The following is a 19,793-nucleotide window of genomic DNA, read 5'->3' as shown; positions in this document are numbered from 1 at the left end:
AGGGGTTCAAATCAGCTCAATTCAGTTCAATGTGAAGGCGCAACAGGCATGGATGAACAACTTGCGACGAAACCCACTATTTTGCTGGTCGACGATGAAGAGTCGATCCTCAACAGCTTGCGCCGCCTGTTGCGCGGCCAACCCTTTGATGTCGTGCTCGCGGGCGGCGGCGCCCACGCCCTGGAGATCATGGCCGCCCAGCCCATCGACCTGGTGATGAGCGATGCGCGCATGCCCGGCATGGACGGCGCGCAGCTGCTGGCCGAGGTTCATCGCCTTTATCCCGCCACCAGTCGCATCCTGCTCACCGGCTACGCCGACCTGCCGACGATCATCAAGGCGATCAACGAAGGGGCGATCCACCGCTATATCGGCAAACCCTGGAACGACGACGAACTGAAGCTGATCCTGCAGCAGGCCCTGGAATTTCAGCGGCTGGAGCGCCTGGCCCATCAGCAGAACGACCAGCTCAAGCTGTTGAACGCCACCTTGGAAAAACGCGTGGCAGCACGCACCAGTGAGTTGCAACAGACCGCCGACATGCTCGACCTGGCCTACGACGAGCTCAAGCGCAGCTACGTGACCGGCACCGAAGTGTTTTCGTTGCTGGCCAACCTGCGCCTGCCCAAGAACAAACAGACCAACCGCGCACTGATCGAACTGGTGCGAGTGTACTGCACCGCCCAGTCCATAGACGAAGCCAGCGCCCGCGACATGGCCATGGCCGCCGCGCTGTACAACATCGGCAAGCTGAGCTGGAGCGACAGCATGTTGATCGAGCCGGCCGACAAGCTGCACAGCACCGATCGCGAGCGCTACCGTGGCTATCCGGCCCAGAGCGAATCGCTGCTGATGACCCTGGAGCCGATGAAGGATGCGGCGCGGATCATCCGTCATCACCAGGAACGCTGGGACGGCAGTGGTTTTCCCGACCACCTCAAGGGCGATGCGATTCCGTTCGGTTCACGCCTGCTGAAACTGGCGGTGGACTTCATCGAGTTGCAGAAAGGCCTGATCCTTGAGCGGCACCTGAACAGCGATGAAGCGCTGTTGTATATCCGCAAGTATGCCGGGCGCCTCTACGATCCGGACCTGGTCGAGGACTTCATCCTGGCGTGCGCTGCGTTTCTCAGTGACGTGACCCTGGGCGATCCGACCGTCAAGGTGCTCACCACCCGTGAGCTGGAAGACGGCATGGTCCTGGCGCGTAACCTCAACGCCGATAACGGCATGTTGCTGCTTAACGCCGGCAAGGTGCTGAACCTGCCGTTGGTGGACAAGCTGATTGCGTTCGAGGCGATGGAAGGCGCCAAGTACAGCGTGTTCATCAAGGAGTCGGACGAGAGCGAAGGGGTGCTCCATTAATTTTCATTTTTTGAGTTCAAGGTTTTCAGTTCATGCCTAGCACTATCCGTATCGCCGCTGCCCTGCTGATCGGCAGCGACGGCCACACCTTGCTGGTGCGCAAGCGCGGTACCCAGGCCTTTATGCAACCCGGTGGCAAGATCGACGCCGGTGAGCAGCCCGTCGAGGCCCTGGCCCGCGAGCTGTACGAAGAGCTGAACCTGCGCATCGAGCCCGGCGACGCGGTCTACCTGGGTCACTTCTCGGCCCCTGCGGCCAACGAACCGGGGTTTACCGTGGACGCTGAATTGTTCCAGGTGCAGATCGATGCTCCGGTCAGCCCGGCCGCTGAAATCGAAGAGGTGCGCTGGATCGACCCGGCCGGTGATGGCGGCCTGGTGCTGGCGCCCTTGACCCGTGACCTGATCCTGCCGTTTTACCGCGCGTCACTGACCACGCCGGCCTGACGCGAATGAGCGTGCGTGCGCTGGGGGCCAACGATGCCGAGGCTTATCGGGCGTTGATGCTGGAAGCTTACGGCGCCTATCCCCAGGCGTTCACTTCCAGTGTGGCCGAGCGTGCGTCGATACCGTTGAGCTGGTGGGAAAAGCGCCTGGAAAGTCCGCTGGATCGTTTGCTCGGCGCGTACGTCGACGGGGTACTGGCCGGCATCGTCGGCCTGGCCTTCGAGCCTAGGGAGAAGGCGCGGCACAAGGTGACCCTGTTCGGCATGTACGTGAACGCGGCTTACCAGCAGAAAGGCTTGGGCCGGCGATTGGTCGAGGCAGCGCTGGATGAAGCGCGCCGACATCCGCGGCTGAAAGTGATCCAGCTGACCGTCACCGCCGGCAACGATGCAGCGTTTGCGCTGTACCGCCGCTGCGGGTTTATCCAGTACGGCCTGGAACCGTTGGCGGTGCGAGTGGGCGTGGACTACTTCGACAAAATCTACATGTGGCGCGAACTCACGGCGCACTGAGATCCAATGTAGGAGCGGGCAAGCCCTAATGCCAGTCAGTTAAGAGATAGAACGGGCAAACAGTAACCTGTGGCGAGCGGGCTTGCCCCGCGTTGGGCTGCGCAGCAGCCCCAATAAGAGCGCTGCAGTGTGCCAGGCAACTCCGGGGCTGTGTTTTGGGGGCTGCTTCGCAGCCCAACGCGGGGCAAGCCCGCTCGCCACAGTTACAGTGTTCCTCCTTAACTGACCGGCATTAGGACTTGCCCCTCCCACATTTGGAACGGTGTGGTTTCAGCGTACCGCGCTGACGCCATCCAGGGTTGAAAACGACGTGTCCTTGGCCGTCAGCAAAAAATCGCGCATATACGGCGCATCCAGCATGTCCGCACGAATCCCCGCATACAGCGTCGCAAACAAGCCTTTCTCGCCCAGGCGCTTGGCCTTCACGTAGCCGCGCGAGCTGTATTCATGCAGCGCCCAATGGGGCATGCCGCACACGCCACGGCCGCTGGCGACCAGTTGCATCATCATCACCGTCAGTTCCGAGGTGCGCACCTGGGCCGGTTCCACATCGGCCGGTTCCAGGAAGCGGGTGAAGATGTCCAGGCGGTCACGCTCCACCGGGTAGGTGATCAGGGTTTCGCTCAGCAGGTCTTCGGGCACGATGTACGCCTTGTTCGCCAGCGCGTGCTGGTTGGCCACGGCGAGCATGGCTTCGTAGGTGAACAGCGGCACATAGGTGATGCCCGGCAGCTCCAGCGGGTCGGAGGTCACCACCAGGTCCAGGTCGCCACGGGCCAGGGCCGGCAGTGGCGCGAACGCAAAGCCCGAGGCCAGGTCCAGCTCGACTTCCGGCCAGGCATCGCGGAATTGGTCGATGGTCGGCATCAGCCATTGGAAACAACTGTGGCACTCGATCGCCATGTGCAGGCGTCCGGCGGTGCCCCCGGCCAGGCGTGCAATATCGCGCTCGGCACCACGCAGCAGGGGCAGGGTGGCGTCGGCCAGTTGCAGCAGGCGCAGGCCGGCGCTGGTGAAGCGCACGGGTTTGGTCTTGCGCACGAACAGCGGCATGCCCAGGCGCTCTTCCAGCTCCTTGAACTGGTGGGACAGCGCCGACTGCGTCAGGTGCAGACGCTCGGCGGCCTCCACCAGGCTGTCGGCTTCGCGCAGGGCGTGCAGGGTCTTGAGGTGACGGATCTCGAGCACGGGCTCTCCATGAAGACAATTTGTGACGAAACGGAATAGCGTGAGTTTGTCTCATGTTGCAATCCATGTCGACCATGACCGCCGGGCACTCTTCATCAAACTGTCATGGAACTGTGGCAGCGCCCTTGAACAAACTTCATCAGACTCGCGCTCTACTGGGGTTCTGCGTTTCGGTGTTTTTCATGCGCGTGTTGTTTTTACTGGCCGCTCTACTGTTCGGCCTGCCGTCTTTTGCGGCGTCTCGATGTGATGTCAATGTCCCGACCCAAACGGTCGACCTGGCCCAGGTGAGCATCGCCTACCAGAGTATCGGCCGTGCGTCCGACCCGGCCTTGCTGCTGGTGATGGGCTTGGGCGGGCAACTGATTCACTGGCCTGACGAAGTCGTCGTTGCCCTGTGTCAGCAGGGTTTCCGGGTGATCCGCTACGACAACCGCGATGTCGGCCTCTCCACCTGGCGCCAGGCGCCGGCGAACGCCAACCTGACCTTTGAAGTGCTGCGCTACAAGCTCGGCCTGCCGGTATCGGCGCCGTACACGCTGACGGATATGGCCGATGACGCCCTGGGCCTGATGGACGCCTTGCAGGTCCAGCAATTCCACGTACTGGGCGCAAGCATGGGCGGCATGATCGCCCAGCACCTGGCGGCGATGGCGCCCCAGCGCGTGGAAAGCCTGACCCTGGTCATGACCAGCTCCGGCGCCGAAGGCTTGCCGGCCCCGAATGCGGCGCTGGTGCAATTATTGTCGCGACGCAGTGCGCCGAATCGTGAAGTGGCGCTGGAGCAGCAGGCCGATTTGCTCGCGGCGCTGGGCAGCCCGACTGTGAAGGACGATCGCCAGGTGCTGCTGCACCAGGCGGCGCTGTCCTATGACCGCGCCTTCAACCCGGACGGCGTGAAGCGCCAGATCATGGCGATCCTCGCCGAACCCAGCCGTGTGCCGCTGCTCAACCAGCTGCGCGTGCCGACACTGGTGGTCCACGGCACCGCCGACCCGTTGCTGCCGGTGATGCACGGCGTGCACCTGGCGGCGCATATCCAGGGCAGCCAGTTGAAGTTGATTCCCGGCATGGCCCATCGTTTCCAGGAAGCGTTCAAGGCGCCGCTGCTGACGGCGGTGTTGCCGTACCTGCAGGCTCATCGTGAAGATGCCGCACATTGGGCGCAGATTGACCCGGTCGCGCCTTCGAAGCTGCTGTGACATTGGTGTATCGTGCACCCTTTACGGCGTATTGAAGCCTGCGAGGTTGCCTGTCATGAGTACTCCCCTGAAAATCGATTTCGTCAGCGACGTGTCCTGCCCCTGGTGCATCATCGGCCTGCGCGGCCTGACCGAAGCCCTCGACCAGCTTGGCACCGAGGTGCAGGCCGAGATCCATTTTCAGCCGTTCGAACTGAACCCGAACATGCCCGCCGAAGGGCAAAATATCGTCGAACACATCACCGAGAAATACGGCTCCAGCGCCGAAGAGTCCCAGGCCAACCGTGCGCGTATCCGCGACATCGGCGCCGAGCTGGGCTTTGCCTTCCGCACCGACGGCCAGAGCCGTATCTACAACACCTTCGACGCACACCGCCTGCTGCATTGGGCCGGGCTCGAGGGCTTGCAGTACAACCTCAAGGAGGCGTTGTTCAAGGCCTACTTCAGCGATGGCCAGGACCCTTCCGATCACGCCACCCTGGCGATCATCGCCGAAAGCGTCGGCCTGGATATCCAGCGCGCCGCCGAGATTCTCGCCAGCGATGAATACGTCGCCGAAGTCCGCGAGCAAGAGCAATTGTGGACCTCCCGTGGGGTGACGTCAGTGCCGACCATCGTGTTCAACGACCAGTACGCCGTCAGCGGTGGCCAGCCGGCGGAAGCCTTTGTGGGCGCGATTCGCCAGATCATCAACGAAGCTAAAAACTAAAATCGAACACTGATCCAAATGTCCTTGAGGTAAGCGCTGGCCCGCCCCTTGCATCGACCCCCTAAAGCCATAGGGGAAACATGACCTTGAACATTCTCGACCTCGACCACAGCCTCACCGGTCAGGCACCGATTGCCCGGCGTCTGGCCAGTGGCCGTGCCACGCGTATCGACCTGCTGGACCTGGGCCCGAAGCTGCGCCTGTGGTCCACCGAAAAAACCTGGAAGCGCTTCGCCGAACGCCTGGCCCGGCGGCCCCGGCCCACGGATGCGCGTCCGGAAATCCTGTTCGTCGGTTCCGGCGATTATCACCACCTGACGCCGGCGTTTCTGGCCGACCTGAAAGAACCCATCAGCCTGATCCACTTCGACAACCACCCCGACTGGGTGCGCTTTGCGCCCAGGCGCCACTGTGGCTCGTGGGTCAACCGCGCATTGAACATGCCGGCGATCAAACGCATCGTCACCCTCGGCCCCTGCAGCGATGACCTGCATAACCCGCAACTGCGTGGCGGCAACCTCGGTGCCCTCAAGCGCGGGCGCCTGCAACTGTTCCCCTGGCAGCACCCGCCGTCGAAAGTCTGGGGCCGGGTCGGCGATGGCGCCGGCCACCAGCAGCAGGAAAACCACCTGCACTGGCGCAACCTGGCGGAGCTGGACTGGCCGGCGTTTCTCGAGCAGATGATCGGCAGCCTGCCCACCGAAGCGATCTGGATCACCATCGACAAAGACGTGCTCGCCAGTGAAGACGCCGCCACCAACTGGGACCAGGGCGGCATGCGCCTGACCCACCTGCTGCAAGCCCTGCGGGCGCTGGCGGCGCGCAAGCGCATCATCGGCATCGACGTGTGCGGCGAGTTCGCCACGCCGGCGTTCAGCAACGCGTTCAAGCGTTGGGAAGCCAAGTCCGACCAGCCGCCCGCGGAGCGCTGGAGCCCGGAGGATCTGCAGCGCAACGCCGCCACCAATGAAGCCCTGATCGACCTGTTTGAGGAGCTGTTCCCGTGAGCCTGACCGTGGTGTTACTCGTGGCGTTTTCCATCGTGCTCGATGTGATCGGCCAACTGTGTTTCAAGCTCGGCCTGGACCGTTTGCCGGAGTTGGAGGGCGGCTTTCGCCTGAATGCGTTCTGGGGCCAGGTGTTCCATGCGCCGTTGCTGTGGGCGGGGATCGGTGCCTATGTAATCGAGTTTTTCGTGTGGCTCGAAGCGCTGTCTCGTGCGCCGTTGAGCCTGTTATTCCCGGCGGCGGCCCTGGCTTATTGCGGGGTGGTGCTGGCGGGCAAGGTGGTACTGGGCGAAACCGTCAGCCGACGTCGTTGGCTGGGCACGCTGGTGATTACCTTGGGTGTGATGCTGGTAGCGATTGCTGGGAGTCAGGCATGAGTACGCAAACGATGCATACCGGTTGGTTGCATGGGCGCCTGGGCACGGTGGTGCTGTGGGCCTTGCTGATCTGCACCGAGAGTGCCGGGCAGCTGTTTACCAAAGTTGCAGGGGACCAACTGGGGCAGATGGATTTCAACTGGCAGTGGTTGTCCGAGGTGGCGCGTAACCCGGGGATCCTGGCGGCGATCGCCAGTTACATCGGCGCGTTTTTCGTGTGGATGCTGATCCTGCGGCGCAGCAGCCTGTCCCTGGCGTTTCCGCTCAGTTCGCTGGTGTTTGTGGTGGTGTTGCTGGGTTCGTGGCTGGGGCTGGGGGAACATATCAGCCCGCTGCACTGGGTAGGCGTGGCGGTGATCATCGGCGGTATAGCGCTGCTGGCCGAAGGCGAAGAAAACTGAAACGCCTGTCGGGCTAACCCACCCCCCGTAGCAGCTGCCGAGCGCAAGCGAGGCTGCGTCAGGCGCGCTGCCGATTCAGGGCCGAGTCGCGGCCGACGCAGCCTCGCCGGGGCTCGACAGCTGCTACGGACTTGCGCGGTGTTGGATAAGGCGGTATCTACGGGGAGGAGGTGATCATCGGCGAAATAGCGCTGCTGGCCGAAGGCGAAGAAAACTGAAACACGAATTCATGGGGAGTGGGCTTGCCCCTCCCATATTTTGTTCGAAGTGATCAATCAAACTTGTAGCTGATCGCCGTTTGTACCTGGCCCTGGTTCACGTCGCCGGTCTCCTTGACGATGCTGCTGTTGGCCGCCGAACCCACCAGGTGCACCCAGCTGGCGCTGGTCAGCAGTGACCAATTGGAGGCCAGGGGGAATTCGAAACTCTGGGTCAACGTGAGGTTCTGGAAGCCGCCGTTGGCGTTATACGGACGAATACCAGAGGCCGCGGATTCATTGGCGTCCACCCCGAAATAAGTCTGGGTCTGGCGCGCATCGGCGAAATTCGCCGCCAGGCCGCTGCTGCCGATCACCCCGCCACCCAGGGGGTAGCCCAGCTCGCCGCCGACCTTGCCCAGCGCGCCGCTCTGCGAGTGCCCGCCGCCCACGGCCTGGCCCATCCGGGCGTACACGCGCCAGAAGTCGGCCGGCGCGTATTGGATGAAGCCGCCCACTTCCGCCATGTCCGACACATTGCGCAGGCCTTGCAGCTCACCGTTGGAGGTACGCCCCTGCAGGTAGTTGATATAGGGGCCGGCGGTAAAACCGTTGGTGTTCAGGGCGCTCCAGGTCAGGCCGTCATCGGTGCTCAGGCTGACGTTGCCCCAGTCCAGGTCCAGGTAGGGCACGGGGCGGGTTTCGTAGCGGCTGCCGGTGGGGTCGTGGGGTTGATAACTGAGGCCCGCGCCGGCTTCACCGGTGACCGGGGCTGCCAGGGCGGTGTCGGCAATGCCCCACAGCCCCAGTAAACCGGCGAATACAGCGCAAGTGAGTTTGAGCATGGAGCAGGTTCCTTATCTGGACATGCGCGCATGAACGCGCGAAGGGCATCCCTTGCGCAAGCACTCATCTTGTTTGTAGCGAGCTACAAAAATTGTAGCTTGCACGACACATATCTCCACCGCTAACGCCAGAACCCCCAGCCCGGCTGGGCTTCAGCCAGTTGGCACACTCCCTGCTCTACCCCTTGGGCAAGCGCACACAGCGCGCTCCTCAAGGTAAACGCAGATGATCCACTGGCATATCGTGTGTGACTTCGACGGGACCATTACCCCCACCGATGTCATCGACAACGTCCTCCAACGCTTCGCCGGCCCCGAGTGGGAAACCATCGAACAGGAATGGCTGGATGGGCATATCGGTTCCCGCGAATGCCTGAGCCGTCAACTGGCGCTGATCAAGGCCACCCCAAGTGAACTGCTGGCGTATTTCGACAGTGTCGAGATCGACCCGGATTTCCCCGACTTCGTCGATCACGTGCTCGGCCTGGGCGCTTCTCTCGAAGTGGTCAGCGACGGTATCGAACAGGGGATTGCGCGGATCCTGTCGCGCAACTACGTGACCTTGCTGCCGATCCTCGCCAACCGCCTGCGCCAGGTCGACCAGAACAGCTGGCGCATCGATTTCCCGTATGCCAGCGATGCCTGCCGCGCCGCGTCCGGCAACTGCAAGTGCAAATCCACCCCGCGCAACAAGCGCGTGCTGGTGATCGGCGACGGCAAGTCGGACATGTGCGTGGCCTCCACCGCCGACTTCGTGTTCGCCAAAGACAGCCTCGCCCAGTACTGCGCAGCCAACAACATCCCTCACGCGCGCTTCGACACCTTCGCCGAAGTGCCTGCGTTGCTGGCCCGCCTGCCTCAGGGCATCGCCGCCAACGCCACCACCTTCAACACCTCTTCTGACAATCAGGAACTCTTCCATCATGTCTGATATCCGCATCGCTACCGCCGAAGACCAGATCCTTCTGGATAAAGAAGCCAAGTATTGCTCCTACGGCGACACCGTTCACTACATCGAGCCACCGCGTATTTTCAGCCGTTGCGAAGGCTCCTACGTGTGGGACACCGAAGACCAGGCCTACCTCGACCTGCAAATGTGGTACTCGGCCGTCAACTTCGGCTACGCCAACCCGCGCCTGAACAATGCGTTGAAACAGCAGATCGACACCCTGCCGCAAATCGCCAGCCAGTACCTGCACAAAGGCAAGATCGAGCTGTCGGAAATGATCGCGGTGGACGCTAAGAAGAAATTCGGCCTCGACGGTCGCGTGCACTTCAACGTCGGCGGTTCGCAGTCGATCGAAGACTCCCTCAAGGTGGTGCGTAACGCCACCAACGGCAAAAGCCTGATGTTCGCCTTCGAAGGCGGCTATCACGGCCGGACCCTCGGCGCCTCGTCGATCACTTCCAGCTACCGCTACCGTCGTCGCTATGGCCACTTCGGCGAGCGCGCGCAGTTCATCCCGTTCCCGTACCACTTCCGTGGCCCCAAGGGCATGACCAAGGAAGAGTACGGCAGCCATTGCGTGCAGCAATTCGCGCGCCTGTTCGAGACCGAATACAACGGTGTGTGGGACCCGAAAGTCGGCCAGAGCGAATACGCCGCGTTCTATGTCGAGCCGATCCAGGGCACCGGCGGCTACGTGATCCCGCCGATGAACTTCTATCGCGAACTCAAGCATGTGTTGGATCAGCACGGCATCCTGATGGTGTCCGACGAAATCCAGATGGGCTTCTACCGCACCGGCAAACTCTGGTCCATCGAGCACTTTGACGTACAACCGGACGTGATCGTGTTCGGCAAGGCGCTGACCAACGGCCTCAACCCACTGGGCGGCATCTGGGCCCGTGAAGAGTTGATCAACCCGAAGATCTTCCCGCCAGGTTCGACCCACTCCACTTTCGCCTCCAACCCATTGGGCACGGCGGTGGGCCTGGAAATGTTCAAGATGACCAACGAAGTCGACTACGGCGCGATGGTCATGGCCAAGGGCAAATTCTTCCTCGAAGGCCTGCAGGACCTGCAGAAACGGTTCCCGATCATCGGCGACGTCGACGGCCTGGGCCTGGCCCTGCGCTGCGAAATCTGCGGCCCGGACGGCTTCACGCCGGACAAGGCGACCCTGGACTACATGGTCGAAGAAGGCATGAAAGGCGACATGGTCGTCGATGGCCGCAAACTCGGCCTGATCCTCGACGTGGGCGGCTACTATAAAAACGTGATCACCCTGGCACCGTCCCTGGAAATCAGCTACCCGGAAATCGAACTGGGCCTGAAGCTGCTCGAGCAACTGCTGGTACGGGCGACCCAACGGTGAGCGCCGCCGGGATCGACCTCGGTGAAGGCAGTGCCGGTTTCGTTCTCGGTGAAGGTCCGGTCGGGATCCTGTTGATCCACGGCCTGACCGGCACCCCGACGGAGTTGCGCCAGGTCGCCAAGGGCCTGGTCAAGGCGGGTAACTGCACGGTGTACGTGCCCACCCTGGCCGGGCACTGCGGTGACAACAGCGACCTGCAGGCCACCGGCTGGCTGGACTGGTACGAGGGCGTGCGCAAGACCTTCGTGCAGGTCAGGCAACGCCACGAGCAGGTGTTTGTCGGTGGCTTGTCGATGGGTGCGGTGATGTCGATGTACGTGGCTGCCGAGCACCCTGGGCAAGTTGCCGGGCTGTTGATGTATTCCACCACCCTCAAGTACGACGGCTGGAGCATCAACAAGCTGGCGTTCCTCACGCCGTTGCTGATGAAGATTCCGTTCGGCGTGCACATCTGCCGCTTCGAAGAGAAGCCGCCCTACGGCATCAAGAACGAACGCCTGCGGGCAATCGTCGAGCGGCAGATGAAGGAAGGGCAGAGCAGCGAAGCCGGTTTGCTGACCATGGAAGGCATCACGGTGCGCGAGTTGCACCGCATGAATGCCGTGGTCAGGAAATGCATGCCCAAGGTCAAGGTGCCGGCCCTGGTGCTGCACTCCCTCGAAGACGACATCACCAGCCGCTGGAACGCCGATTACGTGGAGCGTCACCTGGGCGGCCCGGTGACCAAGATCCTGCTGGACAACTGCTACCACATGATCACCGTCGACCTGCAATACCGCCGGGTGATCGAGTTGAGTGCCGACTTTGTCGAGCGGCACACCGCGTTTGTGGACGCCGGCTTACTTTGTGGTGAGCGGGCTTGCCCCGCGCCGGGTGGCGAAGCCGCCCCATCACTGACACTGCATGCGTCCAGTTAGAACTGAGGTGCCTGGGTTTGGGGCGGCTTCGCCGCCCGGCGCGGGGCAAGCCCGCTCACCACAAGATGTCGCTCGCCAGCCATAACAAGGGAAACGATGTGATCACCACCCAAGCCTTCCCGACCATCCGGGCCCTCCAGCGTAGCGCCTGGAACGACTGTTTTCCCGGTGCCCTGGAAGACTGGGACTATTACGTCGCCGTGGAAAACGCCGCCATCGATGACTTCCAATGGCGCTACCTGGCGGTTTACGACAATGGAACGCTGGTGGCCGTGGCCGCCGCCTTCATCACCCATTATCGCCTCGACACCACGGTGTCGGGCGCCGGCAAGCGTTTGGCCGAACGTGTGGAGCGGCTGTGGCCGGGTGTTTTGCAATTGGGCCTGTATGCCATTGGCTCCCCGGTAGCCGAGCGTTGCGACGCCGGGGTGGCCAGTGGCGTGCCCGAGTCGCGTCGCCCGTTGTTGCTCAAACACTTGCTGGAAGCCGCGCGCCAGGATGCCGATGATTTCGGTATCGGCCTGCTGGCGGTCAAGGATGCACCCAGCCAGGATCCCCATTGGCTCGACAGTTGCCGGGTGGCGGGTTTTCAAAGCATGCCGGGCTTGCCCACCGGGGTGTTGCCGCTGCCGTACGGCTCGGTGGACGCCTACCTCGGTTCGCTGGGCAAATCCACCCGCAAGGACTTGCGCCGCAAGCTGCGTGCACCTGGACCACGGGTGGAATGGCGCGGCAATATCGACGACGTGCTGCCCGAGGTCATGGGCCTGTACGAAGCCACATTGAAGCGCGCCGAGTTGCAGTTCGAACACCTGCCTGCCGGCTATTTCACCGGCGTGCTGGAACGCCTTGGCGATCGCGCCGTCTGTGTTCTTTACTGGGTCGACGAGCAGTTGGTGGCGTTCAACCTGCTGCTGCTGGACGAGCACCGGTTGGTGGACAAGTTTTTCGCCCATGACGTTGCGTTCAGCCGTGACTACAACCTGTACTTCCGCAGCTGGCTGACCAACGTCGACTACTGTATTCAACACAATATTGCGGTGTATGAGTGCGGCCAGGCCGGGTATGCCAGTAAGCTGCGCCTGGGCTGCGAGTTCCAGGGCAACAGCGTGTTTTTCCGCCACCGCAACCGGCTGGTCAACGGCCTGCTCACGCTTGTAAAACTGTTTATTCGACCGGATCGTTCCGACCCTGCCATGGCTGCTGCGATAAGCGAAACCTGATGATCACCAAGACCCGCCAGAAAGCCCGCCCCTTTGCCATTTCGCGCTGGAGCGTCCAGCGCAAGCTGGTGCTGGCGTTCTGGCTGGTCAGCGTGATTCCCACCATGATCGCGGCGGAGCTGGCGGCGACCACGCTGTCGCAGATTTTCGACAGCAACGTGCGTATCTGGCTGCAGGAATCGACCAAGATCGTCAAGGACGAGATCGGCGACATCCTTCACGACAACGCGCGCATGGCCAAGCTGTTCCTGCGCTACACCAGCCCGCCCTCGAGCCGGCAGGCGGCCAAGCATGACCGGCTGACCGCGGACATCGCCGATGCCACCGACATCGACGTGGTGGCGCTGATCCGCACCAGCGATCAAAAGGTGGTGTTCAGCACCGCCTCCGATGACATCGTCAAACAGATCAGCCTGACCAGCAACGCGGTGCTGCAGACCGTGCAAGTGGCGGGGGTGAGTACCGGGATTGTGGTCTCGACCTTCGAAACCAGCCAGGACGGCGTCGACTACCGCCTGTTGGTGGCGACCTACCTGGACAGCAGCTTTCTCACCAGCGTGGCCGATGTGCATTCCCTCGACCTGCGCCTGTACCTGGCCAACCCCGAGGGGTTCTCGGAGATATTTTCGACCCAGCGCTTCGTGGATCACCCGGCGCGTATCCCGAAAAGTGTCGAGACCGCGATGCGCAGTACCAAGCAGCCCAGCGAGCAGTTCACCAACAGCTACAGCGGGTTGTACTGGCCGATTTTCAACGACGCCGGTGACCTCCAAGGCGTGATTTTCAGCGGACTGTTGCGCCATACCAGCCTGGTGGGGCTGGTGAACCAGAGCAACCTGTTCGTGCTGATTTTCCTGCTCAGTTCGGCATTGTCCCTCGCGGCCGGGGTGCTGGTGTCACGGCGCCTGACCAAGCCGTTGCGGGACTTGTCCGAAGGCGTGAGCGCGGTGATCTCAGGCAACTACGCGCACCGCGTGCTGGTCAGCGGCGGCGATGAACTGGCGCAATTGAGCAGCACCTTCAACCATATGACCGAGCGCCTGGGCGAGTTGCACCACCTCGAAGCCCAACTGCGCCGGCGCGATCGCCTGCATGCCCTGGGCGAAGTCGCCATGGGCCTGGCCCACGAGATCCGTAACCCGTTGGGCATCATCAAGACGGCCACCCAGTTGTTGCACCGCCGCGTTGATCTGCCGGACGCCGACAAGCGCCACCTGGAATATGTGATCAGCGAAGTCAGCCGCATCAACGACTTGATCACCGAGTTCCTCGATTTTGCCAAACCCAACCCACCGTTGCGCGTGCTGCAGCCGGCCCGTCCATTGGTGGAGGAGATCCTGGGCTTCTGTGCGCCGGAACTGGCCAGCCATAACATCGACGCGCAGATCGACGACCAGGCGCCGGGGGCGACGATCTACGCCGACGCCAAGCAACTCAAGCAGGCCTGCCTCAACCTGATTCTCAACGCCATCGATGCCATGCCTGAAGGCGGGCGCCTGACCCTGGGGATTCGCAGCGAGGGCGACAACACCGTCATCACCATCGCCGACACCGGCCAGGGCATCGCGCCGGAGATGATCGAGCGCATCTTTACGCCATTCGTCACCACCAAGGCCTCGGGCACGGGCCTGGGCCTGGCCAAAGTCTATTCGATCATGGAAAGTCACGACGGCAGCATCGAATGCGCCAGCGAAAACGATGCCGGCGCCACCTTCAGCCTGTACATTCCAGCGACAGGCGAAGACGACGAGGACAGTCATGACGCATAACATTCTGGTAGTCGACGACGAACCCAAGCTCTGCGACCTGCTGGCGTCGGCCCTGGGCCAGAACAGCGTGCAAGTGTTCATTGCGGGCAACGGCCTGCATGCGCTCAAGGTGCTGGAACAGGAAGACATCGACCTGGTGATCAGTGACTGGCGCATGCCGGGCATGGACGGGCCGGCCTTGTTGGCCGAGATCAAGGTGCGTTATCCCCACGTGCCGGTGATCGTGATGACCGCCTACAGCACGGTGAAAAACGCCGTGCAGTCGATGCGCAACGGTGCCTACGACTACATTGCCAAACCGTTCGATATCGACGAGCTGGACATCACCGTGGCCAAGGCCCTGCAGTTTCGCGACATCATGCGCGACAACGCGCGCCTGCGCGCCGAGCTGGATGAGCAGGCGCAGTTCGACAGCCTGGTGGGCGACAGCCCGGCGTTTCGCAAAGTGCTGCAGGCGGTGGATTCGGTGCGCGACAGCAGCACCACCATCCTGCTGACCGGCGAAAGCGGCACCGGCAAGGAAATGGTCGCCCGCGCCATCCACAAGCACGGCAGCCGTGCCGACAAGCCGTTTGTGGCGGTCAACTGCGCGGCGATCCCCGAAGGGCTGCTGGAAAGCGAAATGTTCGGCCATCGCAAGGGCGCGTTTACCGGCGCCGTGTCTGACCGGGTCGGGCGCTTCCAGCAGGCCGACAAGGGCACGCTGTTTCTCGATGAAGTGGGCGATATGCCCCTGGCATTGCAGGCCAAGATCCTGCGCGCCTTGCAGGAGCGGGTGATCGAGCCTGTGGGCGACCCCCGCGAGCGCAAGGTGGATGTGCGGGTGATCGCCGCCACCAACAAGAACCTGCTGGAGGCGGTGGCCAACAAGGAGTTTCGCGAAGACTTGTATTACCGCCTCAATGTGTTCCCGATCCCGCTGCCGGCCCTGCGTGAACGCGTGGAAGACATCGCGCCCCTGGCCCGTCACTTTGCCCGGACCCTCAGCGCCACTGCCGGCAAGCGTATTACCGGCTTCAGCCCTGAAGCGTTGCAGGCCATGGCCGCGTATCACTGGCCGGGCAATATCCGTGAGCTGCAAAACTGTGTGGAGCGCGCGACCATCGTGGCCGCCACGCCTGTGATCGAAGACATTGATTTGCCGGGCTATCTGTTTGCTTCCAAACCCAGCGAAGGCGGCGTGACCGCGATCCTCAGCGACGGGCCGGGGATTCCCCAGGACCTGGACGCGGCGCTGGCGGAGGTGGAGAAGGCCTATATCCTCGCGGCGTTGCAGGAGAGCAATGGCGTGCAGGCTGCGGCGGCGGCGAAGATCGGGATTTCCGAAAGGAGCTTTTGGTATCGCCTGAAGAAACTGGGCATCCAGGTCGACAAAATAGTCCGCTGATTAAAATGTGGGAGGGGGCTTGCCCTAATGTCAGTCAGTTAAGCGTACATCTCCTCCTGTAGGAGCGAGCTTGCTCGCGAAAAACGTCAACGATAACGCGTGCTTCCTGAATGAACGCGGCGCCTGTGAGTTTTTCGCGAGCAAGCTCGCTCCTACAAAAAGCCTTAAATGACTGGCATTAGGGCAAGCCCCCTCCCACATTTTTTGACCGAGTCGGGTCAGGTATGGAAGCGTACCCAGATACTCACCAGGATCGTCGCTGCCATCAGCCACGCTACCGCTGCGACGGCTAAAGAGGCCTCCAGCCGCATGCGGTCCACCATCACATACAACGTCGCCAAATACACAAAGTAGGGAATGATCGACCACATCCCGAACAGGATGGTGGTCTTCAAATCGTCCAGCGAACGGCCCTTGCCGACGATGTAATGGGCGATCAACGCAAAGGTCGGAAACAGCGGCACCAGCCCGGCGATGTAGTAGTTCCTGGTCTTGGCCAGCGCCGCCAGGATCAGCACCACCGCCGCGCCCAGGGCGGCTTTCAAAAAAAGATCCATCAGTGGCTCAACCCGTATTTCTTGACCTTGTCGAACAAGGTGGTCTTGGCCATGCCCAGTTCCTGGCTGGCCTGGGTCAGGTTGCCGCCGCTGCGTTGCAGGGCATCGCTGAGCAGGTTGCGTTCAAAGGCTTCCACCGCTTCGGTGAACGCCAGGCCTTGGCTGCCGCTGCTGGCCCCGCTTTTCTTGAAGGCGGGCAGGCCGAGGGCGAAGCGTTCGGCGACGTTGCGCAGTTCGCGTACGTTACCGGGCCAGTCGTGGCTCATCAGGCTGGAGAGGGTCTGGTTGTCCAGTTCCGGCGCGGTGCGGTCAAAACGCAGCGACGACTGCTGCAGGAAATGTTCGAACAGCTGCAGGATGTCTTCGCGGCGTTCGCGCAGGGGCGGCAGTTCCAGGGTCACCACGTTGAGGCGGTAGTACAGGTCGCTGCGGAACTGGCTGGCGCGGCTCAGTTCGTCGAGGTCGGACTTGGTGGCGGCGATCACCCGGCAATCCACGGCCACGCTCTGGTTCGAGCCCAGGCGTTCCAGGGTGCGCTCCTGCAGCACTCGCAGCAATTTGATCTGCAGGTTGATCGGCATGCTTTCCACTTCATCGAGGAACAGCGTGCCTTCATGGGCGTGTTCGATCTTGCCGATACGGCGCTTGCCGGCGCCGGTAAAGGCGTTGGCTTCGTGGCCGAAAATCTCGCTTTCGAACAGGTTCTCCGGCAGGCCGCCGCAGTTGAGGGCGACGAACTGGTGGGCATGCCGGCGGCTGAAATCATGCAGGCAACGCGCGACCAGCTCCTTGCCGGTACCGGTCTCGCCTTCGATCAGCACGTTGGCCGAGGTGTCGGCGACGTTGGCGATCAGCTCGCGCAGGTTCTGCATGGCCGGCGAGCGACCGATGATGCGGCCTTCCAGCGAATCCCGCTCAGCCAACTGGCGGCGCAGCGACCAGACTTCCCGCGCCAGCCCGCGTTGTTCCAGGGCGCGGCGGGCGACGTCGACCAGGCGCTCGGGGGAGAAGGGTTTCTCCATGAAGTCGTAGGCGCCATTGCGCATGGCGCCGACCGCCATGGAGATGTCGCCATGCCCGGTGATCAGCACCACCGGCAGGCTTTTATCCAGGGCCTTGAGACGGGTGAGCAGTTCCAGGCCGTCAATGCCCGGCAGGCGAATGTCGCTGATCACAATGCCGGCGAAGTTCTCGCCGATACGTTTCAATGCCTCCTCGGCACTGCCCAAGCCCACGCTTGGGATATCTTCCAGCGCCAGCGCCTGTTGGCAGCCGAGCAGCACATGGGGGTCGTCTTCGACGATCAGCACGGTGAGGTCTTGAGGATCAATATTCATGTCGACTCAGCTTGTTGAGCGCCCACCAGCGGCAGGCTCAGGACAAAGGCAGTGCCACCGCCGGCCGGGTGCTCCACGGCGAGGGTGCCGCCGGTGGCTGCCGCGAGGCTGGCGGAGAGGGTCAGGCCCAGGCCCAGGCCTTGCTCGCCGGGTTTGGTGGTGAAGAAGGGTTCGAACAGATGCTTGCGCGCCTCGGCGTCGATGCCGTGGCCGTTGTCGCGCACCAGCAGGCGGTATTTGCCCTCGGCGGCGCTGCCTTCCAGCCACAACTCGGGAGCCGGTTGTGCCTGCATGGCGTCGAGGGCGTTGCCGATCAGGTTGACCAGGATCTGTTCCAGGCGGGTCTGGTCGATCTGCAATTGGGCCGGGGCAAAGTCGCGGTGCAGGCTCAGCGGCAGGCTGTCCAGGCGTGGGCCCAGGACCTGGAACGCGGCGTCCACCGCCTTGGCCAGGCTGGCTTCGCCCTGGTCATCGCCGCGTCGGGCAAAGGAGCGCAGGCTGGCGGTGATACGGCCCATGCGGTCGATCAGTTCGTTGATGGTCTTGAGGTTGGCGCTGGCGGTGTCCAGCGCGCCGCGTTCGAGGAAGCGCACGGTGTTGCCGGACAAGGTGCGCAGCGCGGCCAACGGCTGGTTCAGTTCATGGGCGATGCTGGTGGACATCTGGCCGATGGCCGCCAGCTTGCCGGCCTGTACCAGTTCATCCTGGGCGCGGCGCAGGGTTTCTTCGGCCTGGCGCCGTTCGCGGATCTGGCCCTTGAGCCGCTCGTTGCTGGCGCGCAGGTCGGCGGTGCGTTCGGCGATCCGCCGTTCCAGCTGGCTGTTGGCTTCCTGCAAGGCTTCCCGCGCCGCGAGGCGGGTGGCGATGACTTTGCGCCGCTCGTTCCAGGCAATCAGCAAAAACGCGACGAGGCCAAACGCGACAGCCACCAGGATGCCCTGGTTGATCGCCGCGCGACGCAGGTCGTTGAGCGGGGTGAGCAGGGTGAAATTCCACGGTGTGTCATTGAGTGGGCGGGTTTGCGCCAGGTAGCTGACTTCGTGCTCGTCGTTGACCACTTCAGTGTTGGCCGGGAAAGTCAGCTTCTCGCTGCGTTCATTCAAGCGCTCACGGGCCAGGGGTTCCAGTTCGTTGAGCGTGGCCCAGTAATATTGCAGGCTGTGGGCCAGGCGATCCTTGGTCTCGTCGCTCAGCGGTCGCACCGCCTTGAGGCGTCGAGCCGGGTCGCTGGAGAGAATGATGATGCCGTTCTCGTCGCTCACAAAGGCTTCGAGGCGCGCGCGTTGCCAGCGCTCTTCCAGGGCTTCGAGGCGCACTTTGACCACCGCCACGCCGATGATCTTGCCGTGTTCCTCCAGGCCATGGGCCAGGTAGTAGCCGGGTTCGCCGTTGGTGCTGCCGATGCCGTAGAAACGCCCGGGCTGGCCGCGCACGGCATTCTGGAAATAGGCGCGAAAGGACAGGTCTTCACCCTGGTAACTGTCGGCATCGCGCCAGTTACTGGTGGCCAGCACACGGCCGGTGGTGTCCATCACGTAGATGGCCCGACTGCGACTGCGTCGGTTCAGGCCTTCGAGGTAGTCGTTGACCGTTTTGCGGGTTTCCTGGTTCGGCTCGGCCAGCAGCTTGGAGACGCTCGACTCCAGCTCCAGCAGGCTGGGCAGGTAGGTGTATTTGCTGATTTCACTTTCGACAGTGCGGGCATGCAGCTCCAGCTGGCGTTCGCCGTTGTCGCTGAGGGTGCGGATGCCGTAGTACTCACTGATCCAGAAGCCGATATAACCCAGGCCGATCATCAGGGCGATGATCAACGGCGGCAGGAACAGTTGGCGAATCAGACGAGGTTTCACGGCAAGTGATGGCGGTGCGGCGCGATAGAGGTTGGGGTCGCATTTCATCACAGATGCCTTGGGTCAGCTACCGCCCTCCGGCCAACTGTAGGAGCGAGCTTGCTCGCGAAAAACGTCAACGATGACGCGTGCATCCTGGATGTCCGCGGTGCTCTTGGGTTCTTCGCGAGCAAGCTCGCTCCTACA

19 protein-coding genes are annotated in these 19,793 nt (G+C 62.6%); 14 read left to right on the top strand and 5 right to left on the bottom strand.

Going from position 1 to position 19,793, the window contains the following annotated elements; translation table 11 throughout:
• The first annotated feature begins 48 nt into the window (after positions 1-48).
• Genes V3W40_RS02955 through V3W40_RS02945 form a run of 3 tightly spaced genes read left to right on the top strand, consistent with a single transcriptional unit; the run spans position 49 to position 2,323 of the window.
• Complete coding sequence (locus tag V3W40_RS02955; protein WP_330214406.1) at positions 49-1,365, top strand: HD domain-containing phosphohydrolase; 1,317 nt, start codon at positions 49-51, stop codon at positions 1,363-1,365.
• A gap of 32 nt (positions 1,366-1,397) precedes the next feature.
• Positions 1,398-1,811 carry an NUDIX hydrolase gene (locus V3W40_RS02950; protein ID WP_065926545.1) on the top strand — a complete coding sequence of 138 codons (414 nt, stop codon included), beginning with the start codon at positions 1,398-1,400 and terminating at the stop codon, positions 1,809-1,811.
• A 5-nt stretch (positions 1,812-1,816) separates the two neighbouring features.
• Complete coding sequence (locus V3W40_RS02945; RefSeq protein WP_065926544.1) at positions 1,817-2,323, top strand: GNAT family N-acetyltransferase; 507 nt, start codon at positions 1,817-1,819, stop codon at positions 2,321-2,323.
• Positions 2,324-2,593: 270 nt separating this feature from the next.
• Here V3W40_RS02945 and metR read toward each other — a convergent pair whose 3' ends face one another.
• On the bottom strand, positions 2,594-3,511 hold the full coding sequence (gene metR, locus V3W40_RS02940; RefSeq protein WP_027604617.1) for a transcriptional regulator MetR: 918 nt from the start codon (positions 3,509-3,511) through the stop codon (positions 2,594-2,596).
• A gap of 182 nt (positions 3,512-3,693) precedes the next feature.
• Between metR and V3W40_RS02935 the strand changes: the two genes are divergently transcribed.
• The 5 genes from V3W40_RS02935 to V3W40_RS02915 all read left to right on the top strand — a co-directional run bounded on the left by V3W40_RS02935 (position 3,694) and on the right by V3W40_RS02915 (position 7,207).
• A complete protein-coding gene (locus tag V3W40_RS02935) occupies positions 3,694-4,713 on the top strand; it encodes an alpha/beta fold hydrolase (RefSeq protein ID WP_065926543.1) in 1,020 nt (339 codons plus the stop codon).
• Between the two features lie 55 nt (positions 4,714-4,768).
• Entirely contained in the window at positions 4,769-5,422 is a 654-nt protein-coding gene (locus tag V3W40_RS02930) for a DsbA family oxidoreductase (protein WP_330214405.1), read from the top strand.
• 86 nt (positions 5,423-5,508) lie between these two features.
• Positions 5,509-6,429 (top strand): arginase, encoded by a 921-nt coding sequence (locus V3W40_RS02925; protein WP_065926599.1) that lies wholly within the window; start codon positions 5,509-5,511, stop codon positions 6,427-6,429.
• The gene (locus tag V3W40_RS02920) at positions 6,426-6,806 is read left to right on the top strand and encodes a transporter (protein ID WP_315871411.1); all 381 of its coding nucleotides are present in this window, start codon (positions 6,426-6,428) and stop codon (positions 6,804-6,806) included. The genes V3W40_RS02925 and V3W40_RS02920 overlap by 4 nt, the downstream gene beginning before the upstream one ends.
• On the top strand, positions 6,803-7,207 hold the full coding sequence (locus V3W40_RS02915) for an EamA family transporter (protein WP_065926540.1): 405 nt from the start codon (positions 6,803-6,805) through the stop codon (positions 7,205-7,207). The genes V3W40_RS02920 and V3W40_RS02915 overlap by 4 nt, the downstream gene beginning before the upstream one ends.
• Positions 7,208-7,478: 271 nt before the next feature.
• Here V3W40_RS02915 and V3W40_RS02910 read toward each other — a convergent pair whose 3' ends face one another.
• Positions 7,479-8,249 carry a MipA/OmpV family protein gene (locus tag V3W40_RS02910; RefSeq protein ID WP_065926539.1) on the bottom strand — a complete coding sequence of 257 codons (771 nt, stop codon included), beginning with the start codon at positions 8,247-8,249 and terminating at the stop codon, positions 7,479-7,481.
• A 226-nt stretch (positions 8,250-8,475) separates the two neighbouring features.
• Here V3W40_RS02910 and V3W40_RS02905 point away from each other — a divergent pair, with 226 nt between their 5' ends.
• The 6 genes from V3W40_RS02905 to V3W40_RS02880 all read left to right on the top strand — a co-directional run bounded on the left by V3W40_RS02905 (position 8,476) and on the right by V3W40_RS02880 (position 15,863).
• Positions 8,476-9,180 (top strand): MtnX-like HAD-IB family phosphatase, encoded by a 705-nt coding sequence (locus tag V3W40_RS02905; protein WP_065926538.1) that lies wholly within the window; start codon positions 8,476-8,478, stop codon positions 9,178-9,180.
• Positions 9,173-10,567: an aspartate aminotransferase family protein gene (locus V3W40_RS02900; protein WP_027604609.1), complete on the top strand. Its 1,395-nt coding sequence runs from the start codon at positions 9,173-9,175 to the stop codon at positions 10,565-10,567. Before V3W40_RS02905 ends, V3W40_RS02900 begins: the two co-directional genes overlap by 8 nt.
• The gene (locus tag V3W40_RS02895) at positions 10,564-11,484 is read left to right on the top strand and encodes an alpha/beta hydrolase (RefSeq protein ID WP_330214404.1); all 921 of its coding nucleotides are present in this window, start codon (positions 10,564-10,566) and stop codon (positions 11,482-11,484) included. The genes V3W40_RS02900 and V3W40_RS02895 overlap by 4 nt, the downstream gene beginning before the upstream one ends.
• A 98-nt stretch (positions 11,485-11,582) precedes the next feature.
• Entirely contained in the window at positions 11,583-12,707 is a 1,125-nt protein-coding gene (locus V3W40_RS02890; protein ID WP_065926536.1) for a GNAT family N-acetyltransferase, read from the top strand.
• A complete protein-coding gene (locus V3W40_RS02885) occupies positions 12,707-14,476 on the top strand; it encodes a sensor histidine kinase (RefSeq protein ID WP_065948873.1) in 1,770 nt (589 codons plus the stop codon). Before V3W40_RS02890 ends, V3W40_RS02885 begins: the two co-directional genes overlap by 1 nt.
• A complete protein-coding gene (locus tag V3W40_RS02880; protein ID WP_065926534.1) occupies positions 14,466-15,863 on the top strand; it encodes a sigma-54-dependent transcriptional regulator in 1,398 nt (465 codons plus the stop codon). The genes V3W40_RS02885 and V3W40_RS02880 overlap by 11 nt, the downstream gene beginning before the upstream one ends.
• A 218-nt stretch (positions 15,864-16,081) precedes the next feature.
• Here the strand turns inward: V3W40_RS02880 and V3W40_RS02875 are convergent, their stop codons facing one another.
• Genes V3W40_RS02875 through V3W40_RS02865 form a run of 3 tightly spaced genes read right to left on the bottom strand, consistent with a single transcriptional unit; the run spans position 16,082 to position 19,655 of the window.
• Entirely contained in the window at positions 16,082-16,420 is a 339-nt protein-coding gene (locus V3W40_RS02875; RefSeq protein ID WP_065926533.1) for a GlpM family protein, read from the bottom strand.
• The gene (locus tag V3W40_RS02870) at positions 16,420-17,757 is read right to left on the bottom strand and encodes a sigma-54-dependent transcriptional regulator (RefSeq protein WP_330214403.1); all 1,338 of its coding nucleotides are present in this window, start codon (positions 17,755-17,757) and stop codon (positions 16,420-16,422) included. The genes V3W40_RS02875 and V3W40_RS02870 overlap by 1 nt, the downstream gene beginning before the upstream one ends.
• Positions 17,754-19,655 (bottom strand): sensor histidine kinase, encoded by a 1,902-nt coding sequence (locus tag V3W40_RS02865; RefSeq protein ID WP_065926531.1) that lies wholly within the window; start codon positions 19,653-19,655, stop codon positions 17,754-17,756. The genes V3W40_RS02870 and V3W40_RS02865 overlap by 4 nt, the downstream gene beginning before the upstream one ends.
• Between the last annotated feature and the right edge of the window lie 138 nt (positions 19,656-19,793).

The sequence above is a fragment of the Pseudomonas sp. AM8 genome, from assembly GCF_036346475.1.
In the GTDB taxonomy this organism is placed as follows: Bacteria; Pseudomonadota; Gammaproteobacteria; order Pseudomonadales; family Pseudomonadaceae; genus Aquipseudomonas; species Aquipseudomonas marginalis.
The sequence above is the reverse complement of the archived record's forward strand: the minus strand, read 5'-3'. Positions and strand labels throughout refer to the sequence as shown.